The 15,252-nt window shown below is 70.4% G+C and carries 12 protein-coding genes; 9 read left to right on the top strand and 3 right to left on the bottom strand.

What is annotated here, in order from left to right; genetic code table 11:
• Positions 1-23: 23 nt before the first annotated feature.
• The 3 genes from D7Y04_RS39610 to D7Y04_RS39600 are packed head-to-tail and all read left to right on the top strand — an operon-like array spanning position 24 to position 3,425.
• Complete coding sequence (locus tag D7Y04_RS39610) at positions 24-797, top strand: ABC transporter ATP-binding protein (RefSeq protein ID WP_120594234.1); 774 nt, start codon at positions 24-26, stop codon at positions 795-797.
• Complete coding sequence (locus D7Y04_RS39605; RefSeq protein ID WP_120594233.1) at positions 794-2,515, top strand: putative ABC exporter domain-containing protein; 1,722 nt, start codon at positions 794-796, stop codon at positions 2,513-2,515. Before D7Y04_RS39610 ends, D7Y04_RS39605 begins: the two co-directional genes overlap by 4 nt.
• 19 nt (positions 2,516-2,534) lie before the next feature.
• Complete coding sequence (locus tag D7Y04_RS39600) at positions 2,535-3,425, top strand: NAD(P)-dependent oxidoreductase (RefSeq protein WP_121762692.1); 891 nt, start codon at positions 2,535-2,537, stop codon at positions 3,423-3,425.
• 70 nt (positions 3,426-3,495) lie between these two features.
• Here the strand turns inward: D7Y04_RS39600 and asnS are convergent, their stop codons facing one another.
• Complete coding sequence (gene asnS / locus D7Y04_RS39595) at positions 3,496-4,896, bottom strand: asparagine--tRNA ligase (RefSeq protein WP_121762691.1); 1,401 nt, start codon at positions 4,894-4,896, stop codon at positions 3,496-3,498.
• A 218-nt stretch (positions 4,897-5,114) separates the two neighbouring features.
• Here asnS and leuS point away from each other — a divergent pair, with 218 nt between their 5' ends.
• The 3 genes from leuS (at position 5,115) to lptE (ending at position 8,847) form a co-directional block, all read left to right on the top strand.
• Positions 5,115-7,616, top strand: coding sequence for a leucine--tRNA ligase (leuS, locus tag D7Y04_RS39590; RefSeq protein WP_121762690.1), 2,502 nt, complete (start codon positions 5,115-5,117; stop codon positions 7,614-7,616).
• An 18-nt stretch (positions 7,617-7,634) separates the two neighbouring features.
• Positions 7,635-8,225, top strand: coding sequence for a hypothetical protein (locus tag D7Y04_RS39585; protein ID WP_121762689.1), 591 nt, complete (start codon positions 7,635-7,637; stop codon positions 8,223-8,225).
• Positions 8,226-8,325: 100 nt separating this feature from the next.
• Positions 8,326-8,847 carry an LPS assembly lipoprotein LptE gene (gene lptE / locus D7Y04_RS39580; protein WP_120594228.1) on the top strand — a complete coding sequence of 174 codons (522 nt, stop codon included), beginning with the start codon at positions 8,326-8,328 and terminating at the stop codon, positions 8,845-8,847.
• Positions 8,848-8,893: 46 nt separating this feature from the next.
• Here lptE and rpsT read toward each other — a convergent pair whose 3' ends face one another.
• Both rpsT and mazG read right to left on the bottom strand, forming a co-directional pair.
• Positions 8,894-9,160, bottom strand: a complete 267-nt coding sequence (gene rpsT, locus D7Y04_RS39575) for a 30S ribosomal protein S20 (protein ID WP_120594227.1) — start codon at positions 9,158-9,160, stop codon at positions 8,894-8,896.
• A gap of 173 nt (positions 9,161-9,333) precedes the next feature.
• A complete protein-coding gene (mazG, locus tag D7Y04_RS39570) occupies positions 9,334-10,524 on the bottom strand; it encodes a nucleoside triphosphate pyrophosphohydrolase (protein ID WP_121762688.1) in 1,191 nt (396 codons plus the stop codon).
• A gap of 106 nt (positions 10,525-10,630) precedes the next feature.
• On the opposite strand from mazG, the gene D7Y04_RS39565 reads away from it, so the two are divergent.
• The 3 genes from D7Y04_RS39565 to D7Y04_RS39555 all read left to right on the top strand — a co-directional run bounded on the left by D7Y04_RS39565 (position 10,631) and on the right by D7Y04_RS39555 (position 15,091).
• On the top strand, positions 10,631-12,793 hold the full coding sequence (locus tag D7Y04_RS39565; RefSeq protein ID WP_121762687.1) for a tetratricopeptide repeat protein: 2,163 nt from the start codon (positions 10,631-10,633) through the stop codon (positions 12,791-12,793).
• Positions 12,794-12,796: 3 nt separating this feature from the next.
• A complete protein-coding gene (locus D7Y04_RS39560; protein WP_120595171.1) occupies positions 12,797-13,915 on the top strand; it encodes a DUF4388 domain-containing protein in 1,119 nt (372 codons plus the stop codon).
• Between the two features lie 96 nt (positions 13,916-14,011).
• Entirely contained in the window at positions 14,012-15,091 is a 1,080-nt protein-coding gene (locus D7Y04_RS39555; protein WP_120595172.1) for a PhoH family protein, read from the top strand.
• Positions 15,092-15,252 lie beyond the last annotated feature (161 nt).

Genomic DNA, 15,252 nt, shown 5'->3' with positions numbered 1-15,252 from the left:
CGACAGACATCCCAAGGGCACGCATGGAACCGGCGCTGGACGTCGAAGGGCTGGAGAAGACGTACGGCGCGGTGCGGGCGGTGCGCGGCCTGTCCTTCCAGGTGGCACCGGGCGAGGTGCTGGGACTGGTGGGGCCCAACGGCGCGGGCAAGACGTCCACGCTGCGGTGCCTGGCCGGAATCCTTCCGCCCTCCGAGGGGCGCGTGCGGGTGGCGGGCTTCGACGTGGCCCAGGCGCCGGTGGAGGCGAAGCGCCAACTGGCCTTCCTCCCGGACGAGCCGCGCTTCTTCGAGTACCTCACCGTCTGGGAGCACCTGAACTTCACCGCGCGCCTCTACGGCGTGGAGGATTGGGAGGAGCGGGGCCGCGCGCTCCTGGCGGAGATGGAGCTCACGGGCCGGGAGAAGTCGCTGCCGGGCGAGCTGTCGCGGGGCATGAAGCAGAAGCTGTCCATCGCGTGCGGCTTCCTGCACCAGCCCCGGCTCATCCTCCTGGATGAACCGCTGACGGGGTTGGATCCGCTGGGCATCCGCCGCATGAAGGCCTCGCTGCGCCGCCGCTCGGAGGAGGGCACGGCGCTGGTGCTGTCGTCGCACCTGCTCCCGCTGGTGGAGGAGCTGTGCCACCGGCTGCTCGTCATCGCCGGAGGGCGCGCGGTGGCGCTGGGTTCGCTGCCGGAGATTCGCGAGCAGATGGCGGGCGGAGCCGGGGACGGCGCGTCGCTTGAGGAGCTGTTCGTGCGCATCACCAGCGCGGCGTCGGAGGAGGCGGAAGCGCGGGGGAACGAACCGGCGTGAGCTTCCCGAGCGCGGTGGCGTTCCTCTGGGTGAGGACGTGGCGCAACCGGGTGGTGCGCCAGGTGCAGCGGCTGAAGCGCCCTCGCTACCTCCTGGGCGCGCTGGTGGGGCTCGCGTACCTGTACTCGCTGGTGGGGCGCAGCGTCTTCGTGCAGGGCACGGGCCGCGCGGTGTCGCCCAACGCGAGGCTGTTCGCGGAGTTCTCGCTGGAGGTCTCCGTGCTGGGCACGCTGGTGACGGCGTGGGTGCTGGGCGCGGACCGGCCCGCGCTGACCTTCACGCAGACGGAGGTGCAGACCTTCTTCGCCGCGCCCGTCACGCGCAAGGCGCTGCTGCACTACAAGCTGCTGCGCGGCCTTTTGAGCGCGATGCTCGCGGCGCTGGCTGCGACGATCTTCGTGGGGCGCTTCACCAGTCCTCGCCCGGAGCTCTTCTTCCTGGGCGCGGCGCTGGCCATGGGGACGCTCTACCTGCACGGCACGGCGGCGTCCTTCGTGCGCGCGTGGCTCGTGTCTCAAGGCCGCTGGGGCAGCGCGGTGCGGTGGGCGATCGTGGCGGTGGTCATGGTCGCGGGGATGGGCACGCTGCTGTCCACGCTGCGTGACTACCCGCTGCCAGAGAACCTCTCCCGCCCCTTCGCCGTGCGCGAGTGGTTGCGCGATGTGCTCGATGCTCCCGGTCCCCGAGCGGTGCTGTGGCCGGGCCGGGCGCTGGTGGCCCCCGCGATGGCGCGAAGCTGGGAGGGCTTCCTGCGCTACCTGCCGGCGTCACTGGCGCTGCTGGTGGCGCACTACGCCTGGGTGCTCGCGGTGGAGGTGCCGTTCGAGGACTCCGCGGTGGCCGGGGCGGAAGCGCGGACGAAGCGCAGGGAGCAGCGGGCCGCGCGCTCGGGCAACCTGCGCGTGGGCCGGGTGCCCTTCGTGTTGAAAGCCCGAGGGCGTCCAGAGGTGGCGCTCCTGTGGAAGAACCTCATCGCGCGCAGGCGCATGGGCAGCGGGCTGGCGATGTTGCTGTCCTTCGGGGTGCTGGGCGCCGTGTTCGCGCTGGTGATGGGGGACACGCGGCTGTTCTCCAACAGCCGTGAGTTCCTGGGGCCCATGGCCTTGATGGTCGCGGTGGCCATGGCCGTGATTGGCCCGAGCGCGTTCCGCACCGACCTGCGCATGGACCTGCCGAAGCTGGAGCTCTTGCGCGCGCTGCCACTCACGGGGCGGCAGGTGGTGGGCGCGGAGCTGGCGGCGTCCGCGCTGACGTTGGGCGTGGCGCAATGGGTGATGCTGCTCGTGGCGCTGGTGCTGGGCGTGGGCGCGGACGACGTGACGCTCGCGCCATGGTCCACGCCAGTGGTGTTGGGCCTCTTGTCGGTGTTGCCGGCGCTGGGCCTGGCGGGGCTGTTCGTGCAGAACGCGGCGGTGGTGCTGCTGCCCGCGTGGATTCCGGCGGACTCCGAGCGGGCGCGCGGCGTGGAGGCGCTGGGCCAGCGGCTGCTCACGCTGGTGGGCACGCTGGTGGTGACGGTCCTGGGACTGTTGCCGGCCGCCGTGGTGGCCCTCCTCGTGGGCTATCCGTTGTTCACTGTCATGGGGCGCTGGGCGGTTCCGCTCGCGGGGCTGGCGGCGGCGGGAGCACTCTTCGCGGAGGTGGCGCTGGGCGTCGCCGTCCTGGGCCGCGCCTTCGAGCGGCTGGACGTGTCGGAAGAACAGTCGAACGAAGCGTGAGCACGAAGGGAGCATCTCCATGAAGGTCGGCTTCATCGGGTTGGGGAACATGGGCACGCCCATGGCGCAGAACCTCATCGGCGCGGGCCATGAGCTCGTCGTCTGGAATCGCACCGCCTCCAAGGCGGATCCGCTGAAGCAGCAGGGCGCGCGCGTGGCGAAGACGCCCGCGGAGGCCGCCCGGGACGCGGAGGTCATCGTGTCCATGCTCGCGGACGACCACGCCGCGGAAGAAGCCGTGCTGGGGAAGGACGGCATCGTCAGCGCCCTGCCGAAGAACGCCATCCATGTCTCCTCCAGCACCATCTCCGTCGCGTTGTCGGAGCGCCTGACGAAGGCTCACACGGACGCGGGGCAGGGCTACGTCTCCGCTCCCGTCTTCGGCCGGCCAGAGGCCGCCGCGGGCAAGCAGCTCTGGGTCGTCACCGCGGGCCCGAAGGCGCAGGTGGAGAAGGTGCGTCCGGTGCTCACGGCCCTGGGGCGCGGTCTCACGGAGCTGGGGGAACGGCCGTCCGCCGCGAACACGGTGAAGCTGTCCGGCAACTTCCTCATCGCGTCGATGATGGAGGCGCTGTCGGAGTCCTTCGCGCTCGCGGAGAAGTGCGGCGTGGAGCGCGCCGCGTTCCTGGACGTCTTCAAGTCCGTCTTCGCCAAGGCACCCATCTTCGAGAACTACGCGGGCGCCATCGCGAAGGGGCAGTACACGCCCGCGGGCTTCGCGCTGCGCCTGGGCCTCAAGGACGTGACGCTGGCGCTCGAAGCGGGAAGGGCGGCGGAGGTGCCGCTGCCACTCGCGAGCCTGCTGCGAGACCACTTCCTCACCGGCGTCGCCCAGGGGCGCGGCGATGAGGACTGGTCCGCGCTCGGAGCGCTCGCCCAGGAGCGCGCCGGCATCACGAAGAAGGGCTGAAAAGACGAAGGGCCTCCCGGGGTTCGCGCCACGGAAGGCCCTCGCTGACTTCAGTGCGCCGGGGCGCGGACTAGAACGTCGCGGAGCCCGGGACGCGCGGGTAGGGGATGGCGTCGCGGATGTTCTGCAGGCCGCACATGTAGACGATGAGCCGCTCGAACCCCAGGCCGAAGCCTGCGTGCGGCACCGTGCCGTAACGGCGCAGGTCGCGGTACCACTGGTAGTGCGCGGGATCGAGGCCGAACTTCCTCATGCGCGCGTCCAGCACGTCCAGGCGCTCCTCGCGCTGGCTGCCGCCGATGATCTCGCCAATGCCCGGGGCGAGCACGTCCATCGCGGCCACGGTCTTCCCGTCCTCGTTGATGCGCATGTAGAAGGCCTTGATGGCCTCCGGGTAGTTCATCACCACCACGGGCCGGCCCACGTGCTCCTCGGTGAGGTAGCGCTCGTGCTCCGTCTGGAGGTCCTTGCCCCACTCCGGCGCGTACTCGAACTTCTTCTTCGCCTTCTGGAGGATGGAGACGGCGTCCGTGTAGTCGATGCGCTCGAAGCTGGATCCGATGAACTTCTCCATCCGCTCCGTGACGCCCTTCTGCTGACGCTCCTCGAAGAACTTCATGTCCGGCGCGCACTCGTCCAGCACGGCCTTGAACACGTACTTGAGGAACCGCTCCGCCAGCAGCGCGTCCTCGTTGAGGTCCGCGAAGGCGATCTCCGGCTCAATCATCCAGAACTCGGCCAGGTGCCGCGTGGTGTTGCTGTTCTCCGCGCGGAACGTGGGGCCGAACGTGTAGACCTTGGACATGGCCAGGCAGTACGCCTCCACGTTCAGCTGCCCGGACACGGTGAGGTAGGCCTCCTTGCCGAAGAAGTCCTTGCCCCAGTCGATCTTCCCGTTCTCGCCCCGCGGCGGGTTGTTCGCGTCCAGCGTGGACACGCGGAACATCTGCCCGGCGCCCTCCGCGTCGCTCGCGGTGATGATGGGCGTGTTCACCCAGCAGAAGCCTTCCGAGTGGAAGAAGCGGTGCACCGCCTGCGCCGCCGCGTTTCGCACGCGGGTGATGGCCCCGAAGGTGTTGGTGCGCACGCGCAGGTGCGCCACCTCCCGCAGGAACTCCAGCGAGTGCTGCTTCGGCTGGATGGGGTAGGTGTCCGGGTCGTCCACCAGACCCAGCACCTGCACCTCGTCCGCCTGGATCTCGAACGCCTGGCCCTTGCCCTGGGACTGCACCAGCGTGCCGCGGCAGATGACGGAGGCGCCCGCGGTGAGGTGCAGGATTTCCTTCTCGTAGTTGGGCAGCGAATTGGGCGCGACGACCTGGATGGGGTCGAAGACCGACCCGTCGCTCACGTTCACGAAGCTGATGCCCGCCTTGGAGTCGCGGCGCGTCCGCACCCAGCCGCGCACCTCCACCTTCGAGCCCGCTTCGACAGCCCCCGACAGGGCCTTCTTCACACTCACGACCTGCATGGTGCTCTCCCTCATGCTCCAGACCGGGAAGGCGAGTTAGTCGTGCCCGGCCCCAAGGGCAAGCACCGAGCGAGGCCTGGCCCTGGCCCGGGGCCTGCCGGGTCCCCGCCCATCCGGGTTTCCCGGTCAGGGCCCCGGGGCCGCCAGCCGTCCAGGCCTTCGACGCGCCAAGACTTGTTGCCCGCGTGTCCTACCTCCCGCTAAGAGACCGAGAAGCCATGGCGATGAACGAGCGTTACGAGCCGCAGTCGATTGAAGGAAAGTGGCAGACCCGCTGGGAGCAGGAGGGCCTCTTCCGGGCAGGCAGGCGCCCGGATGCCCCGAAGAAGTACGTCCTGGAGATGCTGCCGTACCCCAGTGGCCAGATGCACATGGGGCATGTGCGCAACTACCTCATTGGGGACGTCTACGCGCGCTACTACCAGATGCGCGGCTTCGATGTGCTGCACCCCATGGGCTGGGACGCCTTCGGGCTGCCGGCGGAGAACGCGGCCATCAAGGACGGCGTCCACCCGGCCATCCGCACCCGCGAGAACATCGAGTCGTTCAAGGCGGAGATCAAGACGCTCGGCTACAGCTACGACTGGACGCGCGAGGTCAACACCAGCCAGCCGGAGTACTACCGCTGGAACCAGTGGTTCTTCCTCCAGATGCTCGAGCGCGGGCTCGTCTATCGCCGCTTCAGCAAGGTGAATTGGTGTACCGGCTGTCTCACCGTCATCGCCAACGAGCAGGTGAAGGACGGCCGCTGCGAGCGCTGCGACTCCGAGGTGCAGGACAAGGAGATGCCCGAGTGGGCGTTCCGCATCACGAAGTACTCGCAGGACCTGCTCGACGCGCTCGACACGCTCAAGGAGTGGCCGGACCGCATCACCTCGGCCCAGCGCAACTGGATTGGCCGCTCGGACGGCGCGGAGGTGGACTTCCGAGTGCAGGGGCATGACGCCGCCCTGCGCGTCTTCACCACCCGCGTGGACACGCTCTACGGCTGCACCTACGTGGTGCTCGCGCCGGACCACAAGCTCGTGGCCCAGGTGACGACGGCGGACCGCCGCGCGGACGTGGACGCGTTCGCGAAGAAGATGGCCGCCCAGAACAAGACGGAGCGGCTGGGCGAGGACGCGGAGAAGGAGGGCGTCTTCACCGGCGGCTACGCGCTGAACCCGGTGACGGGCCAGCCGGTGCCCATCTGGATCGCCAACTTCGTGGTGAGCGACTACGGCACCGGCGCGGTGATGAGCGTCCCGGCGCACGACGCGCGCGACTTCGCCTTCGCGCGCAAGTACTCGCTGCCCGTGCGCGTGGTCATCCAGCCGGCGTCCGGCGACAAGCTCGGCGCCGGTGAGACGCTCGACGCGGCGTACACGGAGGACGGCGTCCTCGTGGACTCCGGTGACTTCACCGGCATGCCTTCGGCCGAAGCGCGCGTGAAGCTGGCCGCGAAGCTGGAGTCGCAGGGGCAGGGCAAGGCCACGGTGACGTACCGCCAGAAGGACTGGGGCTTCAGCCGCCAGCGCTACTGGGGCACGCCCATCCCCATCGTCTACTGCGAGAAGTGCGACCCCGAGCGCAAGGGCATCCCCGTCCCGGTGGAGCAGCTCCCGGTGCGGCTGCCGGACATCGACACGCAGGCGGTGCTCACCGGCAAGGGTGAGCCGCCGCTCGCGAAGGTGCCCGGGTTCGTCAACGCGACCTGCCCGAAGTGCGGCGGCGCCGCGCGCCGGGAGACGGAGACGATGGACACCTTCGTCGACTCCTGCTGGTACTTCGCGCGCTACCTGTCGCCGAAGTACGACGTGGCGCCCTTCGACCCGAAGGAGGGCAAGCGCTGGCTGCCGGTGGACATCTACGTGGGCGGCCCCGAGCACGGCGTGATGCACCTGCTCTACTTCCGGTTCTGGACCCGGGTGATGAAGCTCCTCGGGCTGTCGCCGGTGGACGAGCCCGTCACGCGGCTGATCACGCAGGGCATCGTCAACGGCGCGGACGGCCGGAAGATGGGCAAGCGCTACGGCAACGGCGTGGCGCCCAACACCATCGTGGCGAAGTACGGCGCGGACACCGCGCGCACCTACGTGCTCTTCGCGGGCCCGCCGGAGCGCGACTTCGACTGGTCCCACGAGCAGGTGGAGGGCGTGTTCCGCTTCCTCAAGCGCGTGTGGACGCTGGCCGCCACGCACCACGCCTCCTCGGCGGAGGCCACGTACTCGGGCCCCTACGAGGGCAAGGCGCTGGAGACGCGCCGCGCGGCGCACAAGTGCGTCAAGCGCGTGACGGAGGCCATCGAGCGCCTGTCCTTCAACACCGCCGTCGCGGGCGTCATGGAGTGCGTGAACGCGCTCTACGCGGTGGGCACGCCGGAGACGCCCGCGGAGAAGGCGGCGATGGGGGAGGCGGTGCGGCTGCTCGCGCGCATCCTCACGCCCCTGGCGCCGCACATCGCGGACGAGCTGGCGGAGGCCTACGGCGCGAAGGCGTCCACCGTCACGGAGTCCTGGCCGGAGTTCGACCCGGCGCTGGTGGTGGACGACGTGATTCCGTACGCCGTGCAGGTGAACGGCAAGCTGCGCGCGGAGGTGCGCGTGGCGGCGGACGCGGGCGAGGCGGATGTGCGCGCGGCGGCGGAGGCGGACGACAAGGTGAAGGCCGCCCTCGAAGGCAAGACGCTGCGCAAGTTCGTCTTCGTCCCCAAGCGGCTGGTGAACTTCGTCGTCGGCTGACGGCGGAAGGGAGGGGCGGTGCCCGCGGAAGTGCTCGTCATGTGCTCCGCCTGCGGGCGCCCCCAGACGGCGGCCCGGCGCCGCTGTGCCTTCTGCAACGCGGAGCTGCCGGAGGCGCCCCTGCCGCCCCGGTCCCGCGAGGCTTCGGAGTCGCCCGCGTCGTTTCCGGGCGTCACCCCGCTGGCGTTGGACCTGGGCAACCGGCGCGCCCTGGCGGTGAATGACATGCAGCTGTCGTTCCAGGGGCGCCCGGGAGGCGGCCCGACGCTCGACGTGCCCTGGGCGAGGGTGCGGCGGCTGGAGTGGCGCACGCGGCCCTACTACGAATCGCTGGGGCTGCTCGCCTTCACCGTGCTGGGCCTCTTCTGGGCGCCCACGCAGACGGTGCGGATCATGTCCCTCGCGGGGGGCGTCATCGGCCTGGGGCTCGTGGTGCTCTACCGCCACCATGGGCTCACGCTGGAGCTGGATGACGGCACGCGGATGCAGTGGCCCCTGTGCATGGCGCTGAAGGGCTCGGCCCGAGAGGGAAGGCTCACCGCGGCCCGAGCCACGCTGGCGGACACGAGTCGCATGCGTGGCGTACCGCTGGCCGGCTCCGGCGCTTGAGGGAGCCCGCGCCGCGGGACGACGGGCCCGGTCGCGAAGCCACGCCGCTGGCCGGCCCCGGCGCTTGACGGAGGATCGCGGCCGGGTAGGGTGCGCGCCCATGCGGCCCTCGAGGAGCGCGGTTCAGGCGGGTGCGGTGAAGGCGTTCCGGTGGGGCGTGGTGGCTGCGGCGATGCTGGGAGCCGGATGCGGCTACCGCTTCAGCCCGTGGGGCTCCGCGCTGCCGGAGGGCACGGGCCAGGTGTGCGCGCCCATCTTCGCCAACGAGACGCCGGAGCCCGCGCTGGAGAACCTCTTCACGCGCTACCTGCGGCAGCAGCTCATCGAAGCGGGCCGTCTGGCCAGCGCTCCGAACTGCACGTCCACGATTGAGGGGGCGGTGCTCAACGTCTGGGCCTCCCCGACCATCATCGGCAACAACTACCGCGTCTCCACCACGGTGCGGCTGCGCCTCGTCAAGGAGGGGCAGCTGCTCGGGGAGACGGTGGTGTCAGGGACCGAGGACTACCTCCAGGGACGCGGAAACGTCCTGGAAGCCGAGGCCAACCGTCAGGCCGCGCTGGCGCGCCTTGCGGAGTTGCTCATGCGCGACGGGTACGATCGGCTGGCAAGCACCTGGTGAGGACCGGGGAGCCCGGTCCTCAACGCGCGGTGGTGCGACGGGACGACTAGGCCTTCGCCTTCGCGGCGGCCTTGGCCAGCCGGGAGATGCGGCGCGCGGCGGTGCGCTTGTGGAGGACGCCCTTGCTGGCCGCCTTGTTGAGGGACTTGGAAGCCGCCTTCAGCGAGTCCGTCAACTTCGAACCGTCCTTGGAGGCAATGGCCTCGCGGGCGGACTTGACGGCGTCCTTCACGGACGTCCGGACATTCACATTCCGGGCGCGGCGCTTCAGGGACTGGCGGTAACGCTTCTCTGCAGACTTGGTGTTCGCCAAGGCAATGCTCCAGCGGAAGGCAAGGCAAGGAAAAAGAGGGGCCGTCCTTACTGCGACGCCCCCGTTGCGTCAAGGCACGCGTGCGATCGCGATCAGGATTTCCAGTTCGGGAACCCCTGGGAGGCCTCCGGAATGCCTCCCGAGGGCCCCACCGACGCATCATGCCGGAAGAATCATGCCGGAGGGGCGGCGTATTCCCACCGCAACCCGGCGGGATCCATGAACTGGAAGCCCGCCTCGGCGTTGGCGCATGGCACCAACCGTCCCGGATGGTGGGCTCGGAACAGCTCCAGGAGCCGGGCGACCCCCCCGAAAGAGGGGGCCTCCAGGGTGAGGGCCACCGCGGCCCCAGCCTGCGCATGGGCGCCCGGCATGAAGACGAGCCCCAGGCCCGCGCCCGTGTAGGCCGCCGTGCCATCCGTCGTCCGGGTGGGCGTCCAGCCCAGCCAGGAGGCCAGCTCGTCCCAGAAGGCCTTCTGGGCCGGCACGTCCGGCACCGCCAGGCGCAGGGTGGCCACGGAGGCGCGCGGCGGGTGGCTGGGCGGGGGGAGCGCCTTCTCCACGGCCTTCGCGGCCTGCCAGTGCCGCTCCATGTGCTCGAGCGTGGCGCCGCCGAAGGGGACGTTCTCCTCGTGCAGCTTCGCCTCGATGTACTGGAAGCGCGTGACGAAGCGGCGCGAGGCCATGCGCAGCGCATCCTCCGCGGGCGTCTTCACGAAGCGCGCGAGGTTCGCGAGCGAGAACAGGACGTCCCCCAGCTCGTGCTCGATGGCGTCCCGGCCGCCTGACGCGATGGCCTCGTCCAGCTCGCGCAGCTCCTCGTCCAGCTTGCCTCGCACCCCGGCCAGGTCCGGCCAGTCGAAGCCGATGCGGCTGGCCTTCTCCGTCAGGCGCTCCGCGCGCAGCAGGGACGGGGCCGCGGTGGGCACGCCGTCCAGCACGGAGCCCGCGCGCCCGGTCTTCTTCTTGCGCTCCTCCGCCTTCAGCTGCGCCCAGTTGGCCAGCACCTGCTCGGCGCCGTTCACCTTCACTTGCTGATCCCCGAACACGTGCGGGTGCCGGCTGGTGATCTTGTCGCTGATCGCCGCGCAGACGTCCGCCATCGTGAACTCGCCCAGCTCCGCCGCCAGCTGCGCGTGGAAGACAATCTGGAAGAGCAGATCCCCCAGTTCTTCACACAGCGGGCGCCACGGGCCTCCGTCGGAGACGCGGTCCATTTCATCCAGGACCTCGAACGCCTCCTCGGTCAGGTAGGGGCGCAGCGAGCGCAGGTCCTGTTCGCGGTCCCACGGGCAGCCGCCCTCGGCCCGAAGGCGCTGCATGATCTCCACCAGTCGTTCCAGCTCGCTTCCAGGCGCCGCCATTCATTCACTCCCGAGCAATCCCCCCGCCACGGGATCCTGTAGCACGGGCGGAAGGCACCACATGATTTCGGATCGTCCAGCCTGTCGCCTATCATCGGACGTCCGGATGCTCCGCTCGTTCCTCGGCCTGTGTTGCAGCCTCGTGCTGCTTGTCCCCGCGCGCGCCCCTGCGTTGATGCAGGAGCCGCTCCTGCGCATCGAGGAGAAGGTCATCGAGCCGGAGCCGGACCCCAGCACCTTCCAGGCCACGGAGGATGATCCGGTGGAGGACACCGGCTCCGAGGAGGCCGACGAACCGGAGCCCGAGCCCCGTCCCGACCCCCGGCGCCGCGTCATCGCCCCGCCGCCCGTGAAGCCCGTCGCTCCCGCGGCCCCCGCCGAACCCGCGCCCCCGCCCGTCATCGTCCCGTCCCGTCCCGCGCTCACCCCGGTGATGGCGCCGAAGGTGACGGACGCGGAGCTGCTGGCCACCTGGGAGAAGTGGAAGTCGGCCCGTTCCCGCAATGATCTCGCCGCGGCGGAGGCCGCCCAGAAGGAACTGCTCACGCTGCGTGAGGAGGTGCTTGCCTCCGACCTGGAACCCCTGAGCATGGGCTTCGTGCGCGAGGCCGGGGTCCGCCGCCGCGCCGGGGACCTGAAGGGCGCGCTCGCGCTCCTGGATGTGGCCGTGGCCCTGTCGCCCGGGCTGCCCGCCGCGCGCTTCGCCCGGGCGGAGACGTACGTGGTGGAGGAGCCGCTGAACGTGCCGCGCGGGCTGGGCGAGTGGAAGACCGCTCTCGTGACGCTGCTCGGAGACGCCCGCTACCGCCGGCCCGCGCTCACGGACCTGGGCGCGCTGGTGCTCGCGGCGTGGGCGGCCACGGCGGTGGCGGTGGTCGCGGTGCTGTTCCTGCGGCGGATCCGCTACGCGCTGCATGACTTCCACCACCTGCTCCCCCGGGCGGTGACGCGCTGGCAGTCCGGACTCCTGGGCTTGATGCTTCTGTCGCTGCCCGCGGTGCTGGGCGTGGGTCTGGTGCCGGTGCTGCTCCTGCTGTTCGCCTCGGTCGCGCTGTACGTGGGCCGCGCCGAGCGCTGGGTGGCTGCGGTGCTGCTCATGGGTCTGGGCGTGATGCCGCTGGCCGCGGGGACGCTGACGCGCTTCACCGTCTTCGCCGGCACGCCCGCGGAGGACGTCTACCTCCTGGAGCGCGGGGGCCTGTCCGCGGGGGGCGCGGCGGCCCGCGTGCGCGCCCGCGCGGAGGCTCGCACGGCCCGCTTCCAGGAGCTGGGCGCGCTCGCCTGGTACGAAACGCGCCGGGGCCTGCTGGAGGAGGCGCGGGCGGACTTCAAGGCCGCCTCCGCCCTCAAGTCAGGCGACGCGCGGATGCTCACGCGCTTCGGCAACGCGCTCATGGGCCTGGGCGACGTGGACGGCGCGGTGCTCCTCTACACGCAGGCGTCCAAGGCGGATCCGTCCATGGCGGATCCGCACTACAACCTGGGGCAGGTGTACCGGCGCCGGGCCCGGCTCCTGCCGGATGATCAGCTGGGCAAGGAACTGGACCGCTCCACCTCCGCCATCGCCCAGGCGCAGACCCTGGACAACTCGCTCCTGCGCCGGGATCCGCCGCCGGAGGACCGCCCCCTGCTCAACCTCCTGTTGCTGGCCCCGACGGTGCCGGAGCGCGACTGGATGGAGCTGGCGGACGGCACCCAGGAGGGCGCCCGCGTGGAGGGCCAGGTGGGCCGGTGGTTGTCGCCCAGCCTGCCTGCGGGCCCGGTGGGCTGGGGCCTGACCGCGGCGCTCGCGGCCCTGGTCGCCGTCTTCGGAGAGGCGTCCTGGCGCATGAAGGCGGCGCGCGGCTGCGAGCGGTGCGGAAACGCCGTCTGCCTCCGCTGCGACAAGGACCTGTCCGTGGGCAGCGCGATGTGCGGCCAGTGCGTCCACGTCTACGCGCGCAAGAGCCAGGTGCCCAAGGAGTTCCGCTCGCGCAAGCAGGGTGAGGTGGACCGCCACCAGGCCTGGACGAAGCGGGTGACGTACACGCTGGGCAGCCTGGTGTCCGGCGCGGGCCACGTGGGCACGGGCCTTCCGGTGCGGGGCGCCCTCTATGCCTTCCTGTTCAGCTTCGCGGTGGCCGCGCTGGTGCTCCACCGGGGCCTCGTCCGCACGCCGTACGGGGATGCTCCGCTGTACCTCAAGCTCGTGCCTGCGGGCACGGTCCTCTTCTTCGTCTACCTGCTGACCCTGCGCGGCCTGCGCCGCCACCAGCGGGGGGAGGCCTGAGCCATGGCCCTCAAGGGCACCCTCAAGGACTTTGGAATCGGCGACATCCTGCAGCTGATTGGTCAGCAGCAGAAGACGGGCACGCTCCACCTGCGCAACAAGGACCAGGAGGTGCGCGTCGGCTTCCAGGACGGCCACATCATCAAGGCCGAAAGCCTCACCCGGAAGCGCAAGGAGCTCATCGGCGCCATGCTGGTGCGCGCCGAGATCATCACGGAGACGCAGCTGGTGGCCGCGCTGGAGGTCCAGAAGCGCACCCTCAAGCGGCTGGGTGACGTGCTGGTGCAGAGCCACGCCCTCACCGCGGAACGTTTCCAGCACATGGCCCAGCTCCAGGTGACGGAGACGCTCTACCGCCTCTTCACCTGGAAGGCGGGCACCTACGAGTTCATCCAGGAGCCCGTGGAGCCCGGCCCCGAAGGCATCACCCCGCTGCGCGCGGAGACGGTGCTGATGGAGGGGTTCCGGATGGTGGACGAGTGGCCCGTCATCCGGAAGCGCATCCACCGCGACGACATGACCTTCGAGCGCGTCAAGGCGCTCCCGCCGCCCCGCGCCAACGCTGACGAGGGCGGAGAGCTGGGCGTCATCGGTCCGACGGAGCGCCACGTCTACGAGGAGATCGCCGTGGGGCGCGACCTGCGCCGCATGGTGGACCTCAGCGGCCTGGGCGAGTTCGAGACCTGCAAGGCGCTCTACAACCTGGTCAAGGGCGACTATGTGCGCGCCATCGACCCGGAAGGCCGCGCGCCCGTGCCGGAGGACACCCGCCTCGTCGCGAGGGTGGCTGGACCCCTGGGACGCATCGCGGTGACCATGGCGGTCATCGCGGGGCTGGCCTTCATCGCGTCCCGCTGGGTCGGGGGAAGCGGGCACGAGCCCGGCGCCTCCCGGTTGGGGGATCCCGCCGCCCAGCGTCAGATTGCCCATGCGCAGCGCGTCCGCATCGAGGCAGCGCTGGAGGTGTTCCAATTGGAGAAGGGAACCCTCCCGGAGCGGTTGGATGCTCTGGTGGATGCCGGATTGTTGAGTCCGGAGGAGCTGCGCTACCCGTGGCGGGAGGAGTATTATTACCGTCGCACGGACGCCCGGCAGTTCATCCTCCTACCGCCCGTGCGCTAGCCCGCGGGCAGGCTCGCCGTCGAGAGATGGCGGGCGTGGGGGGAGGGGCGGCGTTAAATTGAGGGCAAGCGATCACTGAACGAGGAATGACGCGCATTGCGAAATCCCGCCACGCTGGAAGTGCCCGCAGCCCGCGCTGAAACCACTCCCACCTCCGCCAAGGTGGACGTCCGTGACAACGAGACGACCCTGGCCCTTTGCGGAAATCAGAACGAAAACCTCAAGCTGATGGAGCGGCGCCTGGGGGTCCGGGTGGGGCAGCGCGGTACGGAGCTGCTCCTGTCGGGGCCCGCGGACGCGGTCGCCTTCGCGGTGCGCCTCGTGGAGAACCTGGAGGGGATGATCCGCGCCGGACGCCCCGTCTACCGCGAGGACGTGGAACAGGCCATCAAGGTCCTGGGCCGCGGCACGGAGTCGTTGCAGGAGGTGATGCTCGGCACCGTCCTCAAGAGCTCCGGCAACCGGCAGATCGCCCCCAAGAGCATCGCGCAGAAGCGCTACGTGGACGCCATCCGCAACCACGACATCGTCTTCGGCGTGGGCCCCGCCGGCACCGGCAAGACGTACCTCGCCATGGCCATGGCGGTCGCCTTCCTCCAGGAGCGCAAGGTCAAGCGCATCATCCTGGCGCGCCCCGCCGTGGAGGCTGGTGAGAAGCTCGGCTTCCTCCCCGGCGACCTGGCGGAGAAGGTGAACCCGTACCTGCGCCCGCTCTACGACGCGCTGCACGACATGATGGCCGTGGAGCGCGCCCAGGCCCTGGTGGAGCAGGGGGTGGTGGAGGTCGCGCCGCTCGCGTTCATGCGCGGCCGCACCCTCAACGACGCCTTCGTCATCCTCGACGAGGCGCAGAACACCACCGTGGAGCAGATGAAGATGTTCCTCACCCGCCTGGGCTACAACAGCAAGGCGGTCATCACCGGCGACGTGACGCAGGTGGACCTGCCCACGGGCAAGCTGTCCGGCCTGAACCACGCGCGCTCCGTGCTGAAGAACATCGACGGCATCCACTTCTCGGAGTTCTCCGACGTGGACGTCGTGCGCCACCCGCTCGTGCAGGAGGTCATCCGCGCCTACGAGCGCTCCGAGGCCGCTCAGAAGACCGCCCCGGCGGCCCGCGAGGCTGCCTCGGCCTCCGAAGGCGCAGCCCCTGCGGTGGAACGCACGGAGTCCTGACGTCGTGACGCCGCACCCGCCACCCCCGCTCCCAGCCTTGCGCCGGGACGGGGGTGGAGTCGCTGGGTGACCCACACTGCTGCCTGTTGGCTTACCTGCAAATATCGCAGAGCGAACTGGCGTCCGGGCGGCGGCTGTCCCACCCTCACGAATTTTCCCCG

The organism is Corallococcus sp. AB038B, assembly GCF_003668955.1.
GTDB lineage: Bacteria > Myxococcota > Myxococcia > Myxococcales > Myxococcaceae > Corallococcus > Corallococcus exiguus.
This window is presented reverse-complemented; position numbering and strand designations above follow the sequence as displayed.

What these genes read in the sequence shown, in the direction of transcription:
- D7Y04_RS39610 (WP_120594234.1), top strand. Translation starts at nt 24, where the DNA reads ATGGAACCGGCGCTGGACGTCGAAGGGCTGGAGAAGACGTACGGCGCG.
- D7Y04_RS39600 (WP_121762692.1), top strand. Translation starts at nt 2,535, where the DNA reads ATGAAGGTCGGCTTCATCGGGTTGGGGAACATGGGCACGCCCATGGCG.
- asnS (WP_121762691.1), bottom strand. Translation starts at nt 4,896, where the DNA reads ATGCAGGTCGTGAGTGTGAAGAAGGCCCTGTCGGGGGCTGTCGAAGCG.
- leuS (WP_121762690.1), top strand. Translation starts at nt 5,115, where the DNA reads ATGGCGATGAACGAGCGTTACGAGCCGCAGTCGATTGAAGGAAAGTGG.
- lptE (WP_120594228.1), top strand. Translation starts at nt 8,326, where the DNA reads ATGCGGCCCTCGAGGAGCGCGGTTCAGGCGGGTGCGGTGAAGGCGTTC.
- mazG (WP_121762688.1), bottom strand. Translation starts at nt 10,524, where the DNA reads ATGGCGGCGCCTGGAAGCGAGCTGGAACGACTGGTGGAGATCATGCAG.
- D7Y04_RS39565 (WP_121762687.1), top strand. Translation starts at nt 10,631, where the DNA reads ATGCTCCGCTCGTTCCTCGGCCTGTGTTGCAGCCTCGTGCTGCTTGTC.
- D7Y04_RS39560 (WP_120595171.1), top strand. Translation starts at nt 12,797, where the DNA reads ATGGCCCTCAAGGGCACCCTCAAGGACTTTGGAATCGGCGACATCCTG.